Here is a 23,500-nt window from a genome sequence, read left to right as displayed (position 1 = left end):
GTGCTCGTCCTTAATTAATTACGTCTAAACGTAATTACTATCTATGAACGCATCGTTTTCTTCCGTCCCTGTCTATAAAAGATCAAGGCAGATATTTGTTGTAAAATTTGTCTTACGTGTTGGAAGGTGCCGTTCACAAAAGGATACTGCCCTTCAGCACATACTATAACAGATAACCCTCGCTCTCTTCAAATATAATTTTCTAGCAATTGCCCTACCTATTTTTTATAATGCCTAAAATCAATTTAATTGACACCAAAGTCATTGTTAAAGAGCATCCAGATTCTCACATAATTTGACAAACCATGTTATACGTCATATACTATCCACATACTATACAACATATAATATAAAACCATGTATAAGTAAATGAATGTGAGGTGGAAAGATGACTTTTCAGCTTGGTTCTGCTTTACTCGACGCCTGTGTGTTAGCGATTGTAGACAAAGAGGATGCATACGGTTACTCATTAACACAGCAAGTTCAATCTGTGATGGATATATCAGAATCAACCCTGTACCCCGTATTACGTCGCTTACAAAAAGCGGACTATTTAAAAACTTATGACCAGCCCTATCAAGGCAGAAATAGGCGCTATTATCAAATTACCGAGCAAGGTCGCATACGATTATTGGACCTGTTACAGGAATGGCAGTTGTATAAACAAAAGGTTGACTGTGTACTTTTAGGAGGGGAATTAAATGGATAGAGCAAGCTATTTGAAAAAGCTACGCGGCAAGTTACGTCGCCTTCCTGCGCAAGAGTTAGATGCTGCGCTTGCCTATTATGAAGAATATTTTGATGAAGCAGGAGGGGAAAACGAACAGCAAGTCATTCTACAGCTCGGCTCCCCTTCTCAGGTTGCATCGCAAATACTGGCTGATTTTGCATTAAAGGATTTCGATGTAACACCAGCTTCTACTAAAAAGAATATGACAACTATTTGGCTCATTATTCTTGCAATATTATCAGCGCCACTTTCATTACCTATTCTAGCTACTGCTGTAGCACTTATTATTTCATTAGGCGCAGTCGTATTCAGTTTTGTTATAGCCATTGTAGCAACAGTATTAGGGATCTTTTTTGGTGGCCTTGCGGCGCTTATCTCCGGCTTCTTCGTACTTACCGAACATTGGCCTACAGCATTACTCTTTATGGGTATAGGATTAATCGTTACAGGCTCAGGCGTCCTGCTCTTCCCTATCATCACTCGCTTTGTAAAGAAAATCGGACTTGTCTGCGTTGAAGTATTGGCAGGTTTATTCCATAAAGTCATAAAAAAGCGCAAGGGGGGCTTGTAAATGATTTCTCGTCATAAACTCATTGCTGTTACCATGATCACTTTAGGGCTTTTACTAGCCGTTATCGGTTATCTCTCTGGTGGTAAATGGTCGATTATTAAAGATGACACTGGCATTCATGTGCCAACTAAACAGTCGCTTGTTAATAATTCTTATACACTTGAAGCATTCACCAGCATCGATGTTTTCACTGACTATGGAGATGTCGAAATCGTTTCTGGGGACAGTTATGCGTTAGAGGTCAATGCGATTGAGGATGCAGACGTTAGCTATAGTGTAAAAAACGGTACGCTGACTGTTGAAACTGAAAGTAAGAAAAAAAATCGTCTATCCTTTGGCTTTAGTGTTAATCAAACACCATCCATTAAAATTTATGTCCCTGAGAAGGTGGCGTTGAATAAAGTTGTTGTCGACAGTAATTTCGGAGATACAACGCTTCGTGGCCTGCACTATCAGCAACTCAATGTAATAAGTAATTACGGCGATATCCGATTTAAGCATATCGATGGCATAAACACCGAAATTACCCAATCTTTTGGTGATATGACGCTTGAGCAATTTACAAGTAACGGCTTCGTTGCGGAAAGCGAGCATGGTGATATTGACATTGACGGTACTTTAAACGGCCAAACAACGATAACATCTAGCTTTGGTGATACAACACTAAACTTACAAAACAAAAAAAGTGACTTAGGCTATGAATTGAACACAGACTTTGGCGATATTACGGTCGATCGTCAGGAGCAAAGCAGTAAGGTTTCACAGCTAGTTAAAGGTGATCACCAGCTGAGTGTCTCTCTTTCACACGGGGACTTAGCATTATCACTACATTGAAAATCGCCGGTTGAATGACATGTATCGCTGATAGCAACGGCAATATCGCTGATAGAAGTAGATAAATCGCTGGTAGCAACGAGTTTATCGCTGATAGATGCAGGTAAATCGTCGATAGAACCGAATTATCGCCGATAGCAAAGCGTGTTAAAACCCTAAAACAAAAGCTGCGAGAAGTAAGTCGTCCTCGCAGCTTTTCCTATGACAAAATTTTAATATCCCCAGAATAAATTGTTCGAACTGTGCCATCGTTCAGTGTTAGCTGTAACACACCATCTTCTGTAATGCCACTAGCAACACCCTCAAAGCGTTCGCGGATCGTTGTCACTTCGATTCGTTGTCCAATGGTGCACGACAATTCTTCCCATAGCCCTTTAATGCTAGTAAATCCTTCGTTAACAAACAGATCTGTGAATTGCTCTAAGTATTGTAAAATCGTTGCAACCAAGGCGGCGCGGTTAATCTCTTCTCCCGCTTCCAAACGTAACGATGTCGCAATGTCTGAAATATCTGGTGAGAAATCCGTTGCTACTTGGTTGGCATTGATACCGACTCCCACAAGTAATGCTTGAACAAGATCCGCTTCTGCTTGCATCTCCGTTAAAATACCGGTACATTTTTTACCGTTAACGAGTAAATCATTTGGCCATTTAATAGCGGGCTCCACATTTTTATACAATGTTTTAATCGCCATTGTCACTGCAACAGCCACAACTAGCGTAAATGAAGAAGCTTGCTGTGGTGACACGTCAGGTCGCACAATAATCGTCATCCAAATGCCTGTACCATGTGCAGATTCCCACGACCTTGCCATACGACCACGCCCTGCTGTTTGTTCTTCTCCGATAACAATTGTGCCATCTGGGGCGCCTTCCTGTGCAAGCTTATGGGCAATAGTCTGCGTAGAATCGACCACATCAAAATGGTGAATTTCACGACCAAAGCGCTTTGTATTTAGAAACAGTTCGATTTGTGTAGGGCTTAAACTATTGGGCACTCCAGTTAACACATATCCCTTTTTCTTTACTGTTTCAAATATGTAACCTTCTTCCTGCAATGTCTGCATATGCTTCCAAATAGCTGTACGCGATACACCTAGTGAATTCGCTAACTCTTGCCCCGAAACGGCCTCACCGTTCGCAACTAATAATCTTTTTAAAATTTCATCTTTCATGGATATACTCATGCTAAATCAATCCTTTAGTATAGTGTACTATTAGTTTTATATTGCTATGAAAACGTTGACTTATTTGTATTTATCATACTGTAAATTACAACACTTGACTACCTACCGTCATCAAGTGAAACTTCAATCAGTGTCAATTTTCTTTCCTCACTGATTGTTAGGTACATCAATCGGCTTGATTGCTCTCTTATCTTTCCACATAGGGTGAGCGTCTTACTGACCGTTCACGCGGAATCAAAATGCATTCGCGAACATTTTTTTCTAGAAGACTCCCCCATAAGAGATTGGCACAACTTAATGCTCAATATAAAAAAGCAAGTGACCCGTCCAATGCCTTTATAAAAGCATCCTTTTTGGTCACCTGCTGTCAATAATTATAAGGGCTTTTCACCCTTCATGGACATATTTATGCTCAATCCATTCTTTTATCTGCTGTCGGTCATTTTGAAGCTCACCGTTAACGACTGCTTCAAGCATTGCCTGCAAAGCCTCTTTTATCCATGGTCCGCGCTTTTGTCCAGACCATTTTAATAAATCCATGCCATTTACTACCAGATCTTGTCGCTCCCGAATAGGCAACTTTGTCTGTGCCTCAAGAATACTGTATGGTGGCTTCGGAACATCAAGCTGCCTTAACTCAGCAAAGTAAAGAGCAGCTTCAAGCTCTTCTTCCATGTACGTGAAATAGTCCATATTTGTCCAGCCGCTAGTTAACGTCTTACAAGCCGCTAATACAGCTTTGACAAAAGCCATTTCTTTTTTCGATAAACGATAGCTTCGCAACACGTCTTGCCAATTTTCACCTTGTATGAAGGCAAAATAAGACCACCCAAATAACTTATCCTGTACGCAAAAGCCACGCCAATTTTCTGCATGGAAATCCCCATGTAAATAGTCATCCAAACCGCTTTCCTGGAGCTTCTTTATGCCATTATAGACATCTTTTCCAAGCCAAAGTTTATCTAGTTCTGCCTTTAGTCGCTCTTTGGCTATCCAAGCAATATCAGCAACCTTCTCCTGCATTGCTCGTAATGTGATTTCTTCGATTGAAAAACCAAGCTGCGCAGAAAAACGCACAGCCCGTAACATTCGTAGAGCATCCTCAGCAAAGCGTACCTTCGCTTCACCTACTGCCCGGATGACACCCTTCTCAATATCAAGTTGCCCCCCGTAATAATCGACCAGAGAACCATCACGACGCATGGCAATGGCATTCATCGTAAAGTCACGGCGCTGTAGATCCTCTTCAAGAGAACGGACAAAGTGCACTACTTCAGGTCTACGGTGATCGGTATATTCTCCATCGGTTCGATAAGTCGTTACCTCAACAGGGGCAGCTGGCACAATGACAAGCACTGTGCCGTGCTGAATACCAATATCAACTGTTCGTTTAAAAACAGTCTTCACTTCTTCTGGCAAGGCATTTGTCGCTACGTCAACATCATGTACAGGTCGACCAAGCAGTGCATCTCGCACTGCACCGCCAACGACAACTGCTTCAAAACCAGCCTTCTCTAATTGTTCAATGACTGAGAAGGCTGCCTGCCATTCCTTATTGTTTTGCATGATTTTTTTCCGCAACCTTCTCGTACAATTTTTCATACTGCTCAACAATCTTGGATGAGTGGAATTTTCCATTAACAGCACGCATGGCAGCTTCACGGAAATTTTGTAATTTTTCTTCATCATTCAATAAATCGACGGCATATTGTGCAACTGTATCCGTATCGCCTAATTCCACTAAGTAACCGTCCACACCATGATCAATGACTTCTGGAATTCCACCAACAGCCGAACCGATACATGGCACACCACAAGCCATCGCTTCTAGTAGTACAAGTCCAAATGACTCTTGCTGTGAAAGTAGTAGTTTAAGATCACTAATAGAATACAATTCAGCTAAGTTTTCTTGTTTTCCTAAAAACAAAACATCCTTGACATATGGACTTTCCTTTACTTGATCCATGACACGATGTTTTTCAGGGCCATCCCCTACTAATAAGAGCTTTGCTTTCATGTTAGTGCGGATCTTCATAAAGGCATCGACAATATGCGGAAGGTTTTTGATTTTACGGAAGTTGGATACGTGAATGATAACTTTTTCATCAGCTTGAATACCAAACTGTTCTTTTAAGTTTCCTGAGTCTAGTTGTCGGTATTCACGCTCATCAACGAAGTTATAAATCGTTTCAATTGGCTTTGCAGTATCAATGAGTTCGTAAGTTTGTTCTTTTAATGCCTCTGATACTGCCGTTACTACATCTGACTTATCAATACCATATCTGATGGCCTGGGAAAGTGTAGAATCCTGCCCAAGTACCGAAATATCTGTACCATGCAATGTTGTCACGATCCCTATATTTTGACCACTCATTTCACGCGCTAGCACCGCACAAACTGCATGTGGTATTGCATAATGCACATGTAGCACATCTAGCCCTTCATCTTTAATCACGTCCGCCATTTTACTCGCTAATGCAATATCATATGGTGAATATTGAAACACTGAATAATTGTTTACTTCTACTTCATGGAAAAAGACGGTTGGATAAATTTTATTCAATCGAAATGGTACGCTCGAGGTGATGAAATGAATTTCGTGTCCTCTCTCTGCTAGCATTTTTCCTAATTCTGTTGCGATAACACCAGAGCCTCCAACTGTTGGATAACAGGTAATGCCGATTTTAAGCTTTCTCATTCGATTATCATCCTTTCTGAATCACGTCTTTTAGTCTCGTCTTTCTTGAATCAGTCTCCAATCCACAAAACCTTCTTGCAGGCCTTTTAGTAATATTTCCCCGGTACCCATATTTGTTGCCAGTGGCACTTGGTAAACATCACAAAGACGAATAAGTGCAGAAACATCTGGCTCATGTGGTTGTGCTGTTAATGGATCACGGAAGAAAATCACCATGTCCATATCATTATTGGCAATCATTGCGCCAATTTGTTGGTCCCCACCAAGCGGACCCGAGCGAAAACGTGTTACCTCTAAACCTGTGGCGTCAATAACACGTTGCCCTGTTGTACCAGTAGCGTATAGCGTGTGCTCAAGTAAAATATCTTTGTAAGCAATAGCAAACTGTACTAAATTATCTTTTTTACGATCGTGTGCGATTAGTGCGATTTTCATAAATTTTCCATCCAATCTTTAGATGATGTTTTCCAAACCATAAACAAGCTGATCCATTTTCATGACTTCCTCTATACAAAATGCGACGCCTGACATGAAGGAATTACGATTTAATGAGTCATGACGAATGGTTAGTAGTTGCCCGTCACCACCAAATAATACTTGCTGGTGTGCTACTAAGCCAGGTAAACGAACAGAGTGAATGCGCATACCATCAACATCAGCACCTCTAGCGCCATCAATCGTTTCCGTCTCCTCTGGATGACCTTGCGCTTTTTGTGTTCGCACCTCTTGAATCATTTGTGCCGTTTTAACAGCAGTACCAGATGGGGCATCTAGTTTTTGATCGTGGTGCATTTCAATAATTTCCACATCAGGTAAGTATTTTGCCGCTTCCTTGGCAAATTTCATCATCAGGATGGCACCAATCGCAAAGTTAGGTGCAATAATACAGCCTAACTCCTTTTCTTTGGCAAGTGCTGATAATTCCTCTAGTTGCGCATCTGTAAAACCTGTTGTACCGATCACAGGACGTACATTTAAATTCAATGCCTCTTTTGTATGCTGATATACCGCATGTGGATTTGTTAAGTCCACTAATACGTCTGGTGCAGTCACTTCTACTAGGTCATCCATATCTGTAAATATTGGTGCTGTATAACTCGCAGGGAACATATCTAAATCTGCTAGTGTTGCCCCTATTTCTTTATAATCTAGTACAGCTACTAATTCCATTTTGTCATGTTTCATGACTGTATGTACAGCTTCAGCTCCCATTTTTCCTCTCGGTCCTGCAATTGCTACACGTATCGACATTATTCATCATCCTTTCTTGTCCAGCGACCTTTATCTCTCGTTTCAAATTTATGTATGACACGTAGAAGCGCTTCATCTAGATTAATGCCCTGTGCATTAGCAAAGCATACTAAAACAAAGAAAAAGTCGCCTAATTCTTCTTCAATGCTGTTTACTTCTTCCGTACTCTTTTTTTTCTTCTGTCCATAAACATCCTGAACTTCACGTGATAATTCACCAAGCTCCTCAGTCAAACGTGCCAGTAATTCAAATGGTGGGAAATAGCCTTCTTTAAATTGCCCAATATAATCATCCACGCGTTTTTGCAAAGCTTGCATTGTAACTTGTTCTGTCATCGATTATCACACTCCTATCTCCATCGTATAAAATTTACACCATTGTTGTCAAAAACAATAAAATGACAGATAATAGAATCCACTACTTCATTTGTTTGGAACTCCAGGAGGTCTTATGCTTAAACAGATCAAAATACGCAATATTGTCGCAATAATGCTCGGAGCTGCGATTTTTAGCTTTGGCTTTGTACACTTTAATATGCAAAATCAGCTTGGTGAAGGCGGTTTTAGCGGGATTACCCTAGTGCTTTATTTTACATTAGGTTGGGATCCTGCATTACTTAATTTACTACTGAATATTCCAATGTTTATTCTCGGCTGGCGTCTACTCGGAAAAAAAGCATTTATTTATACCATCATCGGCACAATTTCTGTATCTGTTTTCCTAAAAATTTTTCAAAAATACCAGTACACAATTCACTTAGAGGATGATTTATTCCTCGTAGCTCTTTTTGCCGGGGTCTTTGTTGGACTCGGTCTCGGAATAGTGTTCCGCTTTGGCGGTACAACTGGCGGTGTAGATATTTTAGCACGACTCGCTCATAAATATTTTGGTTGGAGTATGGGAAAAACAATGTTTATGTTTGATGCTATCGTGATTTTACTGTCATGGCTAACATTTTTAGATGCACGCTCCATGATGTATACACTGGTCGCAGTATTTGTCGGTGCACGTGTCATCGATTTTGTACAGGACGGGGCATATGCGGCGCGCGGAGCATTAATTATTTCTGAGAAGTCTAGTGCTATTGCAGATTTAATTGCACTACGTATGGAACGTGGTGTGACGATCTTAGAAGGCCATGGTCACTTTACAAAGCAACCAAAAGACGTGCTATATTGTGTTGTCGGGCGCAATGAGGTAGTACGCTTAAAATCTATTATTCACGAAATAGATCCTCACGCCTTCGTTTCTATTTCGGAAGTGCGAGATGTTGCAGGAGAAGGCTTCACACTCGACGACCAAAAACAACCAATCCAATAAAGAGAAACTTCAATCCGTGGGGAGTTCTTCTTCCCCACGGATTGTTAGTTGAACCAATCGGGCTTTTACGGTCAGTTTACCGGCTTACTGACCGTTATTGCGGGATAAAGAGAAACTTCATTCCGTGGGGAGTTCTTCTTCCCCATGGATTGTTAGTTGAACCAATCAGGCTTTTACGGTCAGTAATTCGACCACCTTGTTAATTCGTTCTACTCTTTCATCTTGAGGTATACCCGCTTAATTTCAGCGGGTATTTTTTTCGTCTTATTGGCGTTAGAATCTATTGGGTACGATTACTTCGCAAGCTGAAGTTTTCACATCTCTTACTGCAAGCTTGAAAGAAAAAAACTCGCTATAATGGCATTACCACTATAACAAGTTTTTTTATTAGTCGTCGCTTCGCATACCAGTAAAGATTAAAATCAAACGTAATAATTCTAATACAGCTACTGCTGCTGCGGCAACATATGTTAATGCTGCGGCATTTAACACTTTACGTGCTGGGCGTTCTTCTTCATTTGTAATGATTCCTAGCGAATTCATTTGCACTAGCGCTCGCTTCGATGCATCAAACTCTACTGGTAACGTCACTAATTGGAATACTACACCAGCTCCTAATAAAACAATCCCTAAAAGCAACATATTCGAACTACTTGCAAAAATACCAATCATAACGAAAATCCAAGAAGCATTTGAGGAAATATTCGCCACTGGCACAAGCTTACTACGTAATGTAAGCATTGAATAAGCTTCTTTATGTTGGATAGCATGACCTACCTCGTGGGCAGCTACTGCAGCACCAGCAACACTCGCTTCATGAAAGTTACTTTCCGATAATGCAACTGTTTTGGTTGCCGGATTATAGTGATCAGATAACACACCTTGCGTCGGAACAACTCGCACATCATATAAGCCGTTCGCATCTAAAATCGCACGCGCTACCTCAGCACCCGTTTGTCCCTTCATTGTACGTTCCTTTGCGAATTTTTTATACGTGCCCTTTACTTTCATCTGTGCGTACAGTGGCAGTATCAATATTATCGCAAAATAAACAATATACATACCTATTGACAATTTTTTTAACCCCTTTCTAACTCGATACTATAATTCTATAGACTTTTACCTAATTCGGCAAATATTTGCGCCACCTCATTGAGAAAATAGCAAGAAGGATACAGGCAATTGACAACCAAAATGTAAAATAACCAATATAGTTTGTATAACTTGCTAAATCTCGATACATGGGCATTTGCCCAAACACATAATCGATCACATCATTATGCAAAGTCCATACAGCTGCTACGGCAACATGCCAGTATGTAAATACATACTTCCCAATGTAAAGCACTGCTTGCACAGCCATCGCAAAATGCGAACCGACAAGCATCCAGCCCTGCCAACCAATAGAACCTGTTTCAACCAACGTCCAAATGTTCATGACATCCGCCCATAAGCCGTATTTCACCAATGTTACAAGCGCTAATACTTCCATAAGGGGCCAACTTTTACCTACAATCCATGCCGTTAATACAAAGCAAAAAAACAAACTGGCAGTCGGACTGTCCGGTACGAAAATATAAAAAATAGGCTCCGTGATGGCAAGTTGCCAGCCATACCAATAATAGCCGTAGATCGTTCCTAATAGATTCACGATAAGTAATACTATTAAAAATGATTTATGCGTAAGGAGATACCAGATGTTTGCACGTGTCATTTGCATAAATAAAACTCCTTTACTATCCGTCTTTACTAAGATGTCTTTTTTTCTTTAATATTATGTATGAATTGACGTGTGGTGCTCGTAAACGCCTCTTTGTTGACAAAAAATAATTGTTTGTCGATGCGAATATACGGTTTTTCTATACTAACTCCGGTTTTAGATACGCGTTTCCATTTGACTCCATTCTCACCGTTAAAAATAGCTAAAAAGCTAGAAAAAAAGAGCCAGTTTCCTGACTCTTTCAAACTAATGTTATTCTACAGGCTTTAAGCTTGCGATAAATTCAGCTAATTGTTTAGCTTCTTCATCAGTACCATGGAATTGGCCACCTGGCATACCGCCACGACCATTTTTCATGATATCTTCAATCTCTTCAGCTGTTAACGTATTACCTAATAATGATGGTGCAGCTGGACCGCCACTTAAATCAGCAGCATGACAGCCAATACAAGACTTAGCCTGCTCACCAGAATCACCATTCCAGATTGCAAAACCTGGTAGTGTTTCATCAATAACAACTTCAACTTCTTCTTTAATTTCGCCTTGTTTCTTAGATGCTTCCCAGTCATGGTTTACAACTGATTCCCAAGTTAAATAGAACATTGAAGCTAGTGTTAATAACATGAACGCTGTTGGTAATGGACGTTTAGATGGACGACGTTCTGGTGTCGTATCTAAGAACGGCATTAATAAAAGCGCCATGAACGCAATACCCGGCATTACAATTGCTCCGATTACATTGTATGGACCAGAAGCATATGTGTATTTTAATAATTGGTACACGAATAAGAAGTACCAGTCCGGTAATGGAATATAAGCTGTATTTGTCGGGTCAGCCTGTCCCTCAAGTGGAGACGGGTGAGCGACAGTTAACAATAAATAACCAATTAAGAAAACAGCACCGACCATCCACTCTTTAAGCAAGAAGTTTGGCCAGAAAGCTTCTGTTTTACCTGGGTATTCGGAATAATCTTTTGGAACGTTCGGCATTCTGTGATTCGCTTTAATACGAGAATCGCCGACAAATTTCATTCCTTTTCCGCGATGCATAGTGTCCCCTCCTTTAAAAAGTCATCGAACCGTCAAGTGTAAATCACAACGGTCCAGAAATTCCTTGACGACGAATCATGATAAAGTGTGCTGCAAGTAACCCAAACAATACTGCAGGTAAGAAGAATACATGAATCGCAAAGAATCGTGTTAACGTTTGTGCACCGATAATCGTTGCGTCACCCGCTAACAATACTTTAATCATTTGACCGATAAACGGTACAGATGCGGCAATTTCGATACCTACTTTAGTAGCGAATAATGCTTTCATATCCCATGGTAATAAATAGCCTGTGAAACCAAGACCAATCATTACACCAAAAATACCTACACCAACCATCCAGTTTAACTCACGAGGTTTCTTATATGAACCCGTGAAGAATACACGAAGTGTATGTAAGAACATCATTACGATAACTAATGAAGCTCCCCAGTGGTGCATACCGCGTACGATTTCACCGAATGCTACTTCGTTTTGTAGATAGTAAACTGATTTCCAAGCATTTTCGATATCTGGTACATAATACATTGTTAAGAACATACCAGAAAGAATTTGAATTACTGTGATGAAGAATGTTAATCCACCAAAGCAGTAAACGAATGCTGAAAAATGGTGTGCAGGGTTAACGTGCTCTGGCACTTCGTGGTCGGCAATATCACGCCAAATCGGTGTAATATCTAATCGTTCATCGACCCAATCATAAATTTTGTTTAGCACTGAATTCGTACCCCCTTACAAATTAAACTAGAGTATTTGCTCTTGATGGACCAATCATTAAATAACCATCTTTTTCTTGTACTTCAAATTCATCCAACGGACCTAGAGGTGGTGTACCTGCAATGTTCTTTCCGTTTTTCTCGTAACGCCCAGCGTGACAAGGACAGAAGAATTGATCTGGGTGTGCTGTATCGCCCGCCCAGTTTACTGTACAACCTAAATGCTTACAAACTGGTGATAAAGCGATTATTTCATCACCGCTTTTATAAACCCATGCAGCGTTTGTAACATCAGATTTGTACCATGCGTCAACTTGTTCAAATGTGAAGTCAACTTTAATAGGCTCTTCAGTGATGTCAGCGATTTTTTGTTCTGTTAAGACGAAATCCCCACCAGCGTGTTTTTGTAGCACTGGGTCTAACGCAAAACGAACCATCGGCATCAGCATACCTGCCGCCATAAATCCGCCTACACCAGTAAGTGTATAACTTAGAAATTGACGACGTGAAACTCGATTGTTACTCATCCTTTTCCCCCCTCTAACTTTAAAGGTCAGTCCAACGGACATACTTTTACAAATAGTAATACTAGGACATATCTATGATATATCAAGTCCATAGCTTGGTCAATATAGCATTCTGTGGAAAGCTGTAGAATGTGAACATTTATTGAAACAAATTGTTAAATCTGTGCCCATTTAGTCGAAAACAACGGAATTACTTGTCGTAATTGATCTTCGAGAATGGAGTTTTTCACGCCTTTATCCATCGATTCTAGCGGAATGGCTGGTAACCAAATGACATTTACAACATCTCCAATATTTGTCCAAAAATGGTCACAAGTAATGAAGAACACATGCTTAAAGCCAGCATTATGTAATTGTGCCTCTAATTGCACTGGCATTTCTTCGTTTTTCAACGTAGTACTATAAGAAAATGGTGGCATGACAAGCAAACGGCCTTTAAATTGCTGCTCGATAAAAGCCGTGAGCGATAACAAAAAATCCGCTTCCGCACCACTCTGCTTCATTTTTTCATTCGTTAAATCGATGGCTACGAGTGGTACAATCGCTGTGTCGATAAATTCCTTCTGTGCCATAAACGATGTCACATCGTTTGCATTAAAATACATCTTAATAACCCTCCTCATATTGCTAATTTACTTAGCCCCTGACATAAGTGCGTCCGGATTTTAATTGTGTGTAGACTTGCGTGAGGGCCCCGACTGGATGTCGGTCATTTCATTAAAGCCACAGGACGTGGCATTTTTACCAACGGAGGTCAGTGAGCTACAGTGAAAATTCACCAGAGGCTTTATCAACGTTTACACGCTCCCTAAGAAAGAGCTACTACCGAGCTACTACCGCTCTCTGCTCGCCATCTGTTGAGATATGTGTGCCTGTGGTAAATCGAAATAAAAAATGCCCTTCTCCACTCCATAAATAGGATAACCAATAAAAAGTGAAAACAATCATTCACTTGTCATGTTACCATATAGAAGTGGATAAAGGACATTCAATTTTTACCTATGAGGCAAATGTTTAGCGCAGATTAGCTGTTTCTTTTAAAACCTGTAACAAATTTGACAATTCATAAAAGCGTTCTTCATCTCCCTGGTCCAGGGCTTCATCAATCTGTGCGAGTAATTTTTCTTCTTGGAATACGAGTAAGCTGTTCGAAAGCAGCTCTTCTGCCAGTAAACGATCTTTTTCACTGACAATCAGTGTTTCTGGCATATAAGGGTTTTCTTCAAGAACTGCTAAGTATTGTGCACTCGGAGGTATATTTGGAAAATTCAATTGTATATACATATCTTCGTGTTCATGTAAGCGTAAATCATGGAAAGATTTCTCAGCATCTGCTGTCATCACATTGCCTTTGTAAAAACGAAATGGCACACCAGTTGAGTCAACTGTAGACATCACCATTGCTCTAGGACAATAATGCGCTTCTTCGACAAATCGTATTCGCTTTAACAACTCATCATTACTTAATAAGTAGTTTAAAATCCATACACACTCACGACGTTTCAATTGATAATTTTTTAAAAACCATCGAACAAATGCTTTTTTATCGACAACTGATACAGAAGCAGTCATACCCACTCCCTCCTTTACTCAAATTCTAAGCTTTCTAACTTTTCTTGCCACTCTGGTTCACCAGGTTGAACGCGTATTAATTGACCAAGTACCTCTTTTGCTTCCGAACGCTTGCCTTCTTCTAATAAGAAATAAACATATTTTTCTAAAAATGTTGCGTCTTCCTTAAAATCAGTATATGCCAAACGATAAAATTCGTATGCACGGTCGTACAATTCTAAATTAGCATATGCATCCGCTGCGAACGGGTACAATGTTGACCATTCAAAATCATTTTGTTGCAACGTTTCAAATAACTCAACGACATCCTCAGACCGTTCTTGCTGTGTCAAAACAGAGATCAGCGCTAACACCGCCTCCATATATTCAGGATCTAATGCAATCGCCTCACGTAAATAATTTTCGGCTTCATCTGTCAGACCATTTTTCAATGCCATTTTACCAGCAAATAAGAAAAGTGATTTATCGTACTCGTCACGCTTTAAGCCTTCTTTAATAGCCGCATACGCTTTTGTATTGTCCTCCGACATGGCATAGCTTTCCGCAAGCAATAAATACGCTGAGAAATAATCAGGATCTAATTCTTTTAACTCCTCTAATTGCTTAATGGCCATTTCATATTTTTGCGATTGGAACGCTGAATAGGCAGCACCAAATAATATATCGGGCTTCACTTCATCTTCAAGTGCAGCTAAATAATAGTCTAATGCTGTTTCATAAGCAGCCCCTGCACGATATACCTCAGCAAGTCGCTCAACGAGACTTACACCAGCAAATTCTTCTTGTAGTGCATGCAATTCCTCGTAAAGACGTGCGGCCTCTAGAAAACGTCCTGTTTCAAACATTAGCTCTGCTTTAGCAAATTGTAAAAGTGGCTCATCAGGTAAAATAGCTAGCGCTTCATTAATGCGCTTTTCTGCCACTTCAAATAACCCTTGCATTTGATAGTAATCTGCTAACACCAATAATGCCTGTGGGTATTCTGGGGACGTATCTTCTACTTCTAATAGTAAATCTAACGCTGCGTCCTCATCAGCAAGCTCCATTAAGACATTTGCACGATCAATTTTTAACTGTGCCTCTTCTGGGAATAAAAATTGTAAATGCTCTAGTACACGGTCTGCTTCCTTCATGTATCCATACTGCATAAATACTTCCGCAAGTGCGTAAGTTTCTTCTGGTAGCTCCTTTGTTAAAAACGATTCAAGTAGTTGATCTATTAAAGTTAAATCCCCTTGCTCAAGTGCTTGCATTATTTCAGTCATCGCATTGTTCACAGTCATTCACCTATTCTTTCCTTAATACCTTTATGCTACAAAACATTCTCTTCCGAAACAAGAAAAAACTCCCCAAAAAGTATTGGAGAGCCTCGTGTTGATTATTGTTTCACAGCTTCAACATGCTCGAAAAACGCCGGGTAAGACACTGCTATACATTGTGCATCATCTAATGTCACGACACCATCGCTTATTAATGCTGCAACAGCACCCATCATACCGATGCGGTGGTCACCATATGTTTTTAAACTTGCCCCTTGTAAAGGCGTTGGCCCTTCGATAATCATGCCGTCCTCTGTGGCTTCAATAGTAGCCCCTAATTTTTTCAGTTCATCCACTACAGCTGTAATACGATCGGTTTCCTTTACTTTTAATTCCTCAGCATCCTTAATAATCGTTTTACCTTGTGCCTGAGTCGCTAATAACGCAAGTATAGGAATTTCATCAATCAGTCTTGGAATGATGTCACCTTCAATTGTAGTTCCTATCAATTTGGACGTTTCAATTGTAATCGTTGCAGTAGGCTCTGATTGACCATCTTTATGTGGTATTACTGCCATAGATGCGCCCATATTCTGTAAAACCTCTATAATACCGTCTCGAGTTGGGTTGATGCCCACATTTTCTAACACGATACGACTATCCTTACAAGTAGCACCAGCCACTAAGAAAAAGGCAGCTGAAGAGATATCACCAGGAACAGCAACATGGGTACCTGTAAGTGTTTGTCCTCCTTTTAGTGAGATAATCCCGTTGTCCTCATCAACCTGTGCACCAAATTGACGCAGCATTCGTTCAGTATGGTCTCGTGATACTTCTGTTTCTCTTACTATTGTTGTCCCTACTGCACGTAAACCAGCAAGCAAAACAGCTGATTTTACTTGCGCACTTGCAACGGGCATTTTATAGTCGATTGCTTGTAACGGTGTCCCTTGAATGGCTAATGGTGTGTATTGTCCATCCGCTCTTCCTGTAATATGCGCACTCATTTGACGTAAGGGGTCAATAACGCGACGCATTGGACGCTTTCCAATAGATGCATCGCCTGTCATTACTGTATGGACATTCGAACCAGCTAAAATTCCAAGCATTAAGCGTGTCGTTGTACCCGAGTTACCTGTGTATAATACCTCTGTAGGTTCTTGCCAGCCATCAATACCTGGACTATCAATTGCTACATTTGTTCCTTCAACATCAATTTTCACACCAAGCTTACGGAAGCAATCTATTGTGCTTAAACAATCCTCACCTAGTAAAAAGCCATCGACCGTCGTTTTTCCAGTTGCGATCGAGCCAAACATGATAGAGCGGTGTGATACTGATTTATCACCTGGAATTGTTAATGTCCCTTTTAAGGATGGTTTATGATACTGTAATACTTTTTCACTCATAGCTATTTCTCCCTCCATATGAAGATAGAAAGCGCCGATACATCGACGCTTTCTCTTTTATCAAGGCACTCAGCGCTATGACACGAGCGCGAACGCATTTTTTCTATGAAATATATGTTTCAAAGTTTGCACGTTTTTGAATACAAGCTGCAGCACGTTCACGGTCACTTTCACTTTGCAAGCTAATGACAAGTACTCCGAAGACGTCTTCTCGAGATTCCACGATACGCAAGTTTGTAATACTGATTGCTTCATCAGCCAGTATACCTGTCACCTCAGAAATAACCCCTGGGTAGTCAGGAACATCCACATACAAATCAAAGGATGTAAACATAGCACCTGCACTAATTGGAAGTTCATCACGCAAGTCTTTCGCAACAGCAAAATAATTTTGTATATCGTCTGAATTACCGTCTAATAACAGTTCCTTGACACGGTCCATTTCTGCTTGCCAGCCCTCTAACTGCGCAATGAGCTCATCACGATTTTGTAGTGTAATATCACGCCACAATATCGGATTAGACGATGCAATACGCGTCACATCACGGAAGCCACCTGCCGCGAGTGAGCGTGTCATGGGATACTCTCCATTCTCTTCTCCGAGCTGATGAACGAGAGAGGCTGCGATGACATGTGGAAAATGACTTACAACAGCTGTCATATGATCATGTTCACGTGCTGATACACTTACAACTTTCGCATGTGTAAATTTTAATAGACTTTCAAGCTGAGCCATATTAATAATTTCTTCACCTGCAAGTGGCGTCAGCATATAATATGCATTTTCGAAAAGATGCGCCTTTGCGGCTAAAACGCCACTTTTGTGAGAACCCGCCATTGGGTGTCCGCCGATAAACGTAATCCCCTGAGCACGTAATTCTCCAGCTTTTTGCATAATCATTTTTTTCGTACTACCTGTATCTGTTACGATTACTTTATTTTTTAACGGCCATGATTTGAGTTGTTCCATCCACTCAAGTGTAGCATTGACGGGCGTGCCAAAAATGATGACATCGACGTCGGCAGCGACATCTTTCGGATCGGTTACAACCTCATGCACTATCTTTAATGTCTTTGCATGCTCACGAGTTTTGGCATCCATATCATAGCCTATAATTTGGGTTTCTGGTGCTTTCTGTAGAGCAAGGGCAATCGAGCCTCCAATTAAGCCTAGCCCAATAACGAGTACTTTGCGACTCATGCAAAAACCCCTTGCTCTTTTAACACCGCTTCAAGATGTCCTAATAATGCTTCGTTCTGAGCTTTTGTACCGATTGTTACACGGATAAACCCTGGTGTACCTAGAGCATTCCCACTCCGGATAATAAAACCACGTTTCATCAGTTCTTGGAACACAACATCGCTATCAGCATTCGTATTAAAGAAAATAAAGTTCGTATCAGATGGGTAGTAAGTTAAATTATGCTGTTCACAAAATTCAACGTATTGCTTTTTGCCTTTTTCATTTGCTTCACAACAAGCTTTAATATAGTCTTGATCGCTCAGTGCAATCGCCGCTACAGCTTGGCTTAAAATTGTATTATTGAATGGCGCACGTACTGGGTCAAGCTTCGCAATTACTGCTGACTGACCGATTGCATAGCCAACACGGAATGAAGCAAGACCATAGGCTTTTGAAAATGTACGCATTAATAGCACATTTGGAAACTCTTCGATTAATGGTAGTGTGTTTTTGTGAGCCGGATGCGTTACATATTCGATATACGCTTCATCTAAAACAACAAGTACATCGCTTGGTACTTTTGCTAAAAAGGCACGTAAATCACCGTCAGCAATGACAACACCTGTTGGGTTATTTGGGCTACAAACCCACAAGATTGATGTTTTGTCATCAATTGCTGCTGCCATAGCATCTAAATCGTGTGCCCCTTCGATACAAGGAATTTTTCGTACTTCTGCCCCTTCGATGTCAGCATTATGCCAGTATTGCGAGAAGGATGGATCAGCCATAACTGTGTTCACACCTGGATACAACAGGGCACGAGTAAGAATCGTAATAATATCATCTGAGCCGTTTCCAAAAAGAAGCTGTGTTTCTTTGACACCTAGATAATTTGCTACAGTTGTACGTAAGTTTTGTGCATAGCCATCTGGATAGATAGCATGATTAACTGCGTTATCCTGTAAATAAGCTGTTACCTTTGGTGAGCAACCAAATGGGTTTTCATTTGATGCTAATTTCACGACTTCTTGTAAGCCGAATTCACGCTGAACTTCTTCAATTGGTTTACCTGGCTTATACGCTTGCATACCGGCCAATTGTTGTTTCCATTTCATCTCAAACATCTCCTCTAATTATTTAGCTTGGGCTAAATCTGGTCTTAATTTCACTGCATCGTTTAAATACAAGTGTTGTACATCTTTTTGCGCGACATCTACATTGGCGTGTATTAATATACGGATGCATAATGGCAGAGCATTTGGCACGTCCATTTCATGCATGCACATCACCGGCACATACTGCCAGCCTTCCATTAATCGTACAGCCCGTGCTGGGAACGCTGATGTAATATCTGGCGTTGTGGAAATTACGATGGAAGCAATAGCATCTACCTCAACATTATTTGCTGCTACGACTTCTCGCACTAACCTTGCCGTCTCATCCCATACAAGCTCTGGTTTATCCGATTCAATTGTTATCGCACCTCTTAGTCCACGAATCATAGAAGCACCTCCGCTAATAGCTGTCGGAGTTCGGCATCTACCTCTTTACACTCGCTTAATTCAATTGGCTGCACAAACGGCTCCCCAATTTTTTTCAGTAGCACAAATTGTAACACGCCGTACTCCGCCTTTTTATCTTTTAGTAAATACTCAGTTAAATGCTCAAATGAATAGTCATTCACCGCATGAAATGGATAACCATTTTTCAACGCAAAATGCAAAAATGAAATGGTAAAGTCACGATTTAACGCTCCATAACGTTCACTTAATAACAGGCAGTACACAAGGCCAATCATCACGGCTTCACCATGTGCTACTTTGCCATAACCTGCAGCAGCCTCAATGGCATGACCATATGTATGACCTAAATTAAGGTATTTACGCACGGATTGCTCTGTTTCATCTTCTGATACAATTTTCGCCTTCACCTCAATACCAGCCTTTAGCTGCTTGGCTAAATCGTTTATATTGAAATGAATAACTGTATCGGCAGTCATTAATTCTTGTAGCCATGCTGGATTTGAAATCATTGCGTGCTTAATGACCTCTGCTGTGCCTGAACGTATCTCACGCTCAGGTAACGTTTCTGTAAAAACTGTATCGTAAATAACGCCCTCTGGTTGATAAAAGGTACCAATCATGTTTTTGCCGAGCGGATGGTTAATGGCGGTTTTACCTCCAACTGCAGAGTCATGGGCTAGAATCGTCGTTGGGATTTGAATAAATGGTACACCACGCATATATGTCGCAGCAACAAAGCCTGTCAAATCCCCAACAGCTCCTCCACCTAAGGCAAAAATAAATGATTTACGTGAACATTTCTGTTCCAGTAAGAAAGTTTGTGCTGCATGATATTGTTCGAAGGTTTTACAAGCCTCACCACCTGGTAGCACAAAAACTTCAAAATCATATGGGAAATTCGCCTCGAAATATGCCCCTTGCGCAGTCCACACGTTTTCATCTGTAAAAACAATGAGCTTATCAGCTTGTTGCAGCTTGTCATCAAATGATTTGACCGCTTCGGTTAAAAAATTATGCCCAAGCACAACATCATATTGATGCGATTTTGTCGCTACTGGTACACGCATATATCAAAACTCCTTTGTGTAACGGCGATGCTCATCGATTTGAGCTTTCAGTTGTGGCAATTGATCAGCATGGAATTGATCCATAATTGCATTGGCTATTTCCCAGGCAATAACATGCTCAGCCACAACCGATGCTGCTGGTACTGCACAACTGTCTGAACGTTCTACACTTGCTTTAAATGGTTCTTTTGTTTCGATATCTACACTTTGCAATGGTTTGTATAATGTAGGTATTGGTTTCATGACACCCCGCACAACGATAGGCATTCCTGTAGACATACCGCCTTCTAAGCCTCCTAGACGATTCGTAGCACGCGTGTAGCCCTCTTCTTCTGACCAAATGATTTCGTCATGAACTTCCGAACCTTTACGACGTGCCATTTCAAAACCAATCCCAAACTCAACACCTTTAAAAGCATTAATAGACAGCATAGCCGCAGCTAATTTCGAATCTAGTTTACGGTCGTAATGAACATATGAACCGACACCTGCTGGCATACCTTCTACGATGACTTCAACAACACCACCGATAGAATCGCCTGCCTTTTTCGCTTCGTCAATCGCCTCGACCATTTGCGTAGACGCAACTGGGTCAACACAGTAACATGGATCTGCTTCCACAATGGCACGAATTTCATCTACTGACTTTCCTTCCACTAATGATGTATCTGCTTTAATGCCAACAATTTCTGTTACATGAGACACGATAGAAATACCTAGTTCATTTAACAATGCTTTTGCAACAGCTCCGACTGCCACACGGACTGTTGTTTCTCGTGCTGAAGATCGCTCTAAAATATTTCGCAAATCACGATGTCCGTATTTCATGCCTCCTACTAGATCGGCATGTCCTGGGCGTGGTCGTGAAATTTGACGTTTTACATCATCCGGATTGATATCCTCTGCTAACGGTTCTGCCCCCATAATTTTCGTCCAGTGCTTCCAGTCATCATTTGTAACAACCAGTGCAACAGGAGAACCAAGTGTTTGCCCATGACGAACGCCACCTACAATTTCTACTGTATCTGTTTCGATTTGCATACGGCGACCGCGGCCATGACCTCCTTGGCGACGTTTTAAATCGTGATTAATTTTTTCTGCTGTAATTGGTAAGAGTGACGGTAAGCCCTCAATAATGGTTGTTAATTGGGGTCCGTGTGATTCTCCTGCTGTTAAATAACGCATAAACGCTTTCTCCCTTCAACTCGCTAAAGTATGTATTTTTCACTATAACATATATTCTCTAAAAAAACAGTCCTTTTACAAATGTCTAACCAATCAATTAAGACTCAGTGTAATGACATTCAAATTTTGTCTCACACTAGCAATATGTACACCTTTAAAATATATGATACCACCATATTAAATGAGAATATTCTGAACGATTTGTATAAAAAAAGATTGTTTTGTAGTGATTAATAAAAATCGTACGCTTTTTGCTTATGACAAGCGAAAAGTGTACGATCATCTATGTCTAATGCTTGGCAATATTTATGTACATGACATTCATCTTGTCCATTGTACGAATGTGCTTCATATTATTTACTATTTTTTTCGATAGAAGAATGTATCCTCTACTTCAAAATCATACCGTGATGGATTAAAAATTTGCTCCGTTGATCCAACGAATAAGATGCCATCCTTACGCAATGCTTTACTAAAATTCGTGTAAATTTGATCTTTCGCTTCTTCTGTAAAGTAAATCATCACATTGCGGCAAACAATTAAATCATAATTCGAATCGTAATTATCTTTTAGTAAATTATGTTTTTTAAATGTTACGCAACGTTTAATGTCATCCTTGACTCGATAGAAGTTTCCCTCTTGTTCAAAATACTTTGCTTGAATGTCTTTCGGCACTTCTGCTAAAGAGCGCTCTGGATATACCCCAAGTTTGGCTTTTTGAATGACGTTCTCGTCTAAGTCAGTGGCAGTTATTTGTATTTGAGATAACGGGACTAACTGAGACAATACCATAGCCAATGAATAAGGTTCCTCTCCAGTCGAACATGCAGCACTCCAGATTTTCAAACGCTTATTTGTTTGCAGTAGCTTTGGGAATATTTTTTTCTGCAATACTTCCCAACGCTTACCATTACGATAAAACTCCGACACATTAATCGTCATACGGTCTAAAAATTCGTTCATTAAATCACGGTCTTGCTCTAGTGCCTTAAGAAAATCAACGAAATTACGATACCCCTTTTTCTCATAGAGAGAGGTTAAACGTCTTTTCATTTGTGCTTCTTTGTATAACGCTAAATCAATTCCTGTCTTGCGCTTTATACCTTCTACAAATAGTTCATAATCAGACATACGGTCATCTTCCCCTCTAGCGTCGTACTACCATTATAGCGGAAAATGGCCATTACCGAAATAGTGTCTTTCACGCCGAATCAAGGTTCCTTCGTTAAATTTTGCTTTGCCTCTAATAGTAACACTTTCGAATGTTCTAATTCTAGTCTCATTTTTTCAGTTTCTTGTGTATACGATTCCAATCTTAGTTTTTCTAATTCTACTTCTTTTTCAATTGTCTTCAATTTAATTTTTTGTCCTCTTGTACGTGCATCGGTAAATATCCCTGCTAAAGCAACCAATACCCCGCCTACAATGGCTACCATTGCAATACTCATGAATCCACTTCCTTCCATCTTTTATTAAATTATACGACAAAATGCTTAAATAGTTTCGTTTTTCGTGTCTCTAATAAAAGAGACTATCTTTAACCCGTATATGTCGCCCTCCTGAATGGTAACATTCCACTCTACTTTCCACCGGCAAGGCACGACCACATCAGGGCAACAAGTATTTTATGTGCGAAAGCGAAGCGTCAGAAACAGGCTGTTGGACACGAGGGCTTTGCGCCGCTGACTCATCGCTTTC

General features: G+C 40.5%; 26 protein-coding genes. 4 read left to right on the top strand and 22 right to left on the bottom strand.

Annotated elements, in window-relative coordinates; genetic code table 11:
• Positions 1-388: 388 nt before the first annotated feature.
• Genes H131_RS09210 through H131_RS09200 form a run of 3 tightly spaced genes read left to right on the top strand, consistent with a single transcriptional unit; the run spans position 389 to position 2,135 of the window.
• Positions 389-709 (top strand): PadR family transcriptional regulator, encoded by a 321-nt coding sequence (locus H131_RS09210; protein WP_010858836.1) that lies wholly within the window; start codon positions 389-391, stop codon positions 707-709.
• On the top strand, positions 702-1,301 hold the full coding sequence (locus H131_RS09205) for a DUF1700 domain-containing protein (RefSeq protein ID WP_010858835.1): 600 nt from the start codon (positions 702-704) through the stop codon (positions 1,299-1,301). Before H131_RS09210 ends, H131_RS09205 begins: the two co-directional genes overlap by 8 nt.
• A complete protein-coding gene (locus H131_RS09200; protein ID WP_010858834.1) occupies positions 1,302-2,135 on the top strand; it encodes a DUF4097 family beta strand repeat-containing protein in 834 nt (277 codons plus the stop codon). It begins immediately after the preceding gene.
• A gap of 199 nt (positions 2,136-2,334) precedes the next feature.
• Here the strand turns inward: H131_RS09200 and H131_RS09195 are convergent, their stop codons facing one another.
• The 6 genes from H131_RS09195 to H131_RS09170 form a co-directional block, all read right to left on the bottom strand.
• Positions 2,335-3,321 (bottom strand): biotin--[acetyl-CoA-carboxylase] ligase, encoded by a 987-nt coding sequence (locus tag H131_RS09195; RefSeq protein WP_010858833.1) that lies wholly within the window; start codon positions 3,319-3,321, stop codon positions 2,335-2,337.
• A gap of 387 nt (positions 3,322-3,708) precedes the next feature.
• Positions 3,709-4,887 (bottom strand): CCA tRNA nucleotidyltransferase, encoded by a 1,179-nt coding sequence (locus tag H131_RS09190; RefSeq protein ID WP_010858832.1) that lies wholly within the window; start codon positions 4,885-4,887, stop codon positions 3,709-3,711.
• Positions 4,874-6,019 (bottom strand): N-acetyl-alpha-D-glucosaminyl L-malate synthase BshA, encoded by a 1,146-nt coding sequence (bshA, locus tag H131_RS09185; protein WP_010858831.1) that lies wholly within the window; start codon positions 6,017-6,019, stop codon positions 4,874-4,876. The genes H131_RS09190 and bshA overlap by 14 nt, the downstream gene beginning before the upstream one ends.
• A 30-nt stretch (positions 6,020-6,049) precedes the next feature.
• Entirely contained in the window at positions 6,050-6,454 is a 405-nt protein-coding gene (gene mgsA, locus H131_RS09180; RefSeq protein WP_010858830.1) for a methylglyoxal synthase, read from the bottom strand.
• An 18-nt stretch (positions 6,455-6,472) separates the two neighbouring features.
• Positions 6,473-7,270, bottom strand: coding sequence for a 4-hydroxy-tetrahydrodipicolinate reductase (gene dapB, locus H131_RS09175; protein ID WP_010858829.1), 798 nt, complete (start codon positions 7,268-7,270; stop codon positions 6,473-6,475).
• On the bottom strand, positions 7,270-7,605 hold the full coding sequence (locus tag H131_RS09170) for a nucleotide pyrophosphohydrolase (protein WP_010858828.1): 336 nt from the start codon (positions 7,603-7,605) through the stop codon (positions 7,270-7,272). The genes dapB and H131_RS09170 overlap by 1 nt, the downstream gene beginning before the upstream one ends.
• 115 nt (positions 7,606-7,720) lie before the next feature.
• On the opposite strand from H131_RS09170, the gene H131_RS09165 reads away from it, so the two are divergent.
• A complete protein-coding gene (locus H131_RS09165) occupies positions 7,721-8,590 on the top strand; it encodes a YitT family protein (RefSeq protein WP_010858827.1) in 870 nt (289 codons plus the stop codon).
• Between the two features lie 387 nt (positions 8,591-8,977).
• Here the strand turns inward: H131_RS09165 and H131_RS09160 are convergent, their stop codons facing one another.
• The 16 genes from H131_RS09160 to H131_RS09085 all read right to left on the bottom strand — a co-directional run bounded on the left by H131_RS09160 (position 8,978) and on the right by H131_RS09085 (position 23,250).
• Positions 8,978-9,652, bottom strand: a complete 675-nt coding sequence (locus H131_RS09160; protein ID WP_080647717.1) for a zinc metallopeptidase — start codon at positions 9,650-9,652, stop codon at positions 8,978-8,980.
• 61 nt (positions 9,653-9,713) lie between these two features.
• On the bottom strand, positions 9,714-10,310 hold the full coding sequence (gene lhaT / locus H131_RS09155; RefSeq protein ID WP_010858825.1) for a lipoprotein heptaprenylglyceryl N-acetyltransferase LhaT: 597 nt from the start codon (positions 10,308-10,310) through the stop codon (positions 9,714-9,716).
• A 252-nt stretch (positions 10,311-10,562) separates the two neighbouring features.
• Positions 10,563-11,360, bottom strand: a complete 798-nt coding sequence (locus H131_RS09150) for a menaquinol-cytochrome c reductase cytochrome b/c subunit (protein WP_010858823.1) — start codon at positions 11,358-11,360, stop codon at positions 10,563-10,565.
• Between the two features lie 43 nt (positions 11,361-11,403).
• Positions 11,404-12,078, bottom strand: coding sequence for a menaquinol-cytochrome c reductase cytochrome b subunit (gene qcrB / locus H131_RS09145; protein ID WP_010858822.1), 675 nt, complete (start codon positions 12,076-12,078; stop codon positions 11,404-11,406).
• 22 nt (positions 12,079-12,100) lie between these two features.
• Positions 12,101-12,604, bottom strand: a complete 504-nt coding sequence (locus H131_RS09140; protein WP_010858821.1) for a QcrA and Rieske domain-containing protein — start codon at positions 12,602-12,604, stop codon at positions 12,101-12,103.
• 155 nt (positions 12,605-12,759) lie between these two features.
• Positions 12,760-13,209, bottom strand: coding sequence for a DUF2487 family protein (locus H131_RS09135; protein ID WP_010858820.1), 450 nt, complete (start codon positions 13,207-13,209; stop codon positions 12,760-12,762).
• A gap of 409 nt (positions 13,210-13,618) precedes the next feature.
• A complete protein-coding gene (locus H131_RS09130; protein WP_010858819.1) occupies positions 13,619-14,176 on the bottom strand; it encodes a ReoY family proteolytic degradation factor in 558 nt (185 codons plus the stop codon).
• Between the two features lie 14 nt (positions 14,177-14,190).
• Entirely contained in the window at positions 14,191-15,459 is a 1,269-nt protein-coding gene (locus tag H131_RS09125) for a tetratricopeptide repeat protein (protein WP_010858818.1), read from the bottom strand.
• A gap of 95 nt (positions 15,460-15,554) precedes the next feature.
• Positions 15,555-16,844 carry a 3-phosphoshikimate 1-carboxyvinyltransferase gene (gene aroA, locus H131_RS09120; RefSeq protein ID WP_010858817.1) on the bottom strand — a complete coding sequence of 430 codons (1,290 nt, stop codon included), beginning with the start codon at positions 16,842-16,844 and terminating at the stop codon, positions 15,555-15,557.
• Positions 16,845-16,947: 103 nt separating this feature from the next.
• Entirely contained in the window at positions 16,948-18,045 is a 1,098-nt protein-coding gene (locus H131_RS09115) for a prephenate dehydrogenase (protein WP_010858816.1), read from the bottom strand.
• Positions 18,042-19,142 (bottom strand): histidinol-phosphate transaminase, encoded by a 1,101-nt coding sequence (gene hisC, locus H131_RS09110; protein ID WP_010858815.1) that lies wholly within the window; start codon positions 19,140-19,142, stop codon positions 18,042-18,044. Before hisC ends, H131_RS09115 begins: the two co-directional genes overlap by 4 nt.
• 18 nt (positions 19,143-19,160) lie before the next feature.
• On the bottom strand, positions 19,161-19,529 hold the full coding sequence (gene aroH, locus H131_RS09105; RefSeq protein WP_010858814.1) for a chorismate mutase: 369 nt from the start codon (positions 19,527-19,529) through the stop codon (positions 19,161-19,163).
• Positions 19,526-20,617: a 3-dehydroquinate synthase gene (aroB, locus tag H131_RS09100; protein ID WP_010858813.1), complete on the bottom strand. Its 1,092-nt coding sequence runs from the start codon at positions 20,615-20,617 to the stop codon at positions 19,526-19,528. The genes aroH and aroB overlap by 4 nt, the downstream gene beginning before the upstream one ends.
• 3 nt (positions 20,618-20,620) lie before the next feature.
• Positions 20,621-21,802 (bottom strand): chorismate synthase, encoded by a 1,182-nt coding sequence (aroC, locus tag H131_RS09095; protein ID WP_010858812.1) that lies wholly within the window; start codon positions 21,800-21,802, stop codon positions 20,621-20,623.
• Positions 21,803-22,162: 360 nt separating this feature from the next.
• Entirely contained in the window at positions 22,163-22,933 is a 771-nt protein-coding gene (locus H131_RS09090) for a CheR family methyltransferase (protein ID WP_010858811.1), read from the bottom strand.
• An 80-nt stretch (positions 22,934-23,013) separates the two neighbouring features.
• Positions 23,014-23,250 carry a hypothetical protein gene (locus tag H131_RS09085; protein ID WP_010858810.1) on the bottom strand — a complete coding sequence of 79 codons (237 nt, stop codon included), beginning with the start codon at positions 23,248-23,250 and terminating at the stop codon, positions 23,014-23,016.
• Positions 23,251-23,500: the final 250 nt, after the last annotated feature.

The organism is Lysinibacillus sphaericus OT4b.31 (assembly GCF_000392615.1).
Lineage (GTDB): Bacteria > Bacillota > Bacilli > Bacillales_A > Planococcaceae > Lysinibacillus > Lysinibacillus sphaericus_B.
Note: the sequence above shows the minus strand (reverse complement) of the source record. Positions and strands in the feature narration are given on the sequence as shown.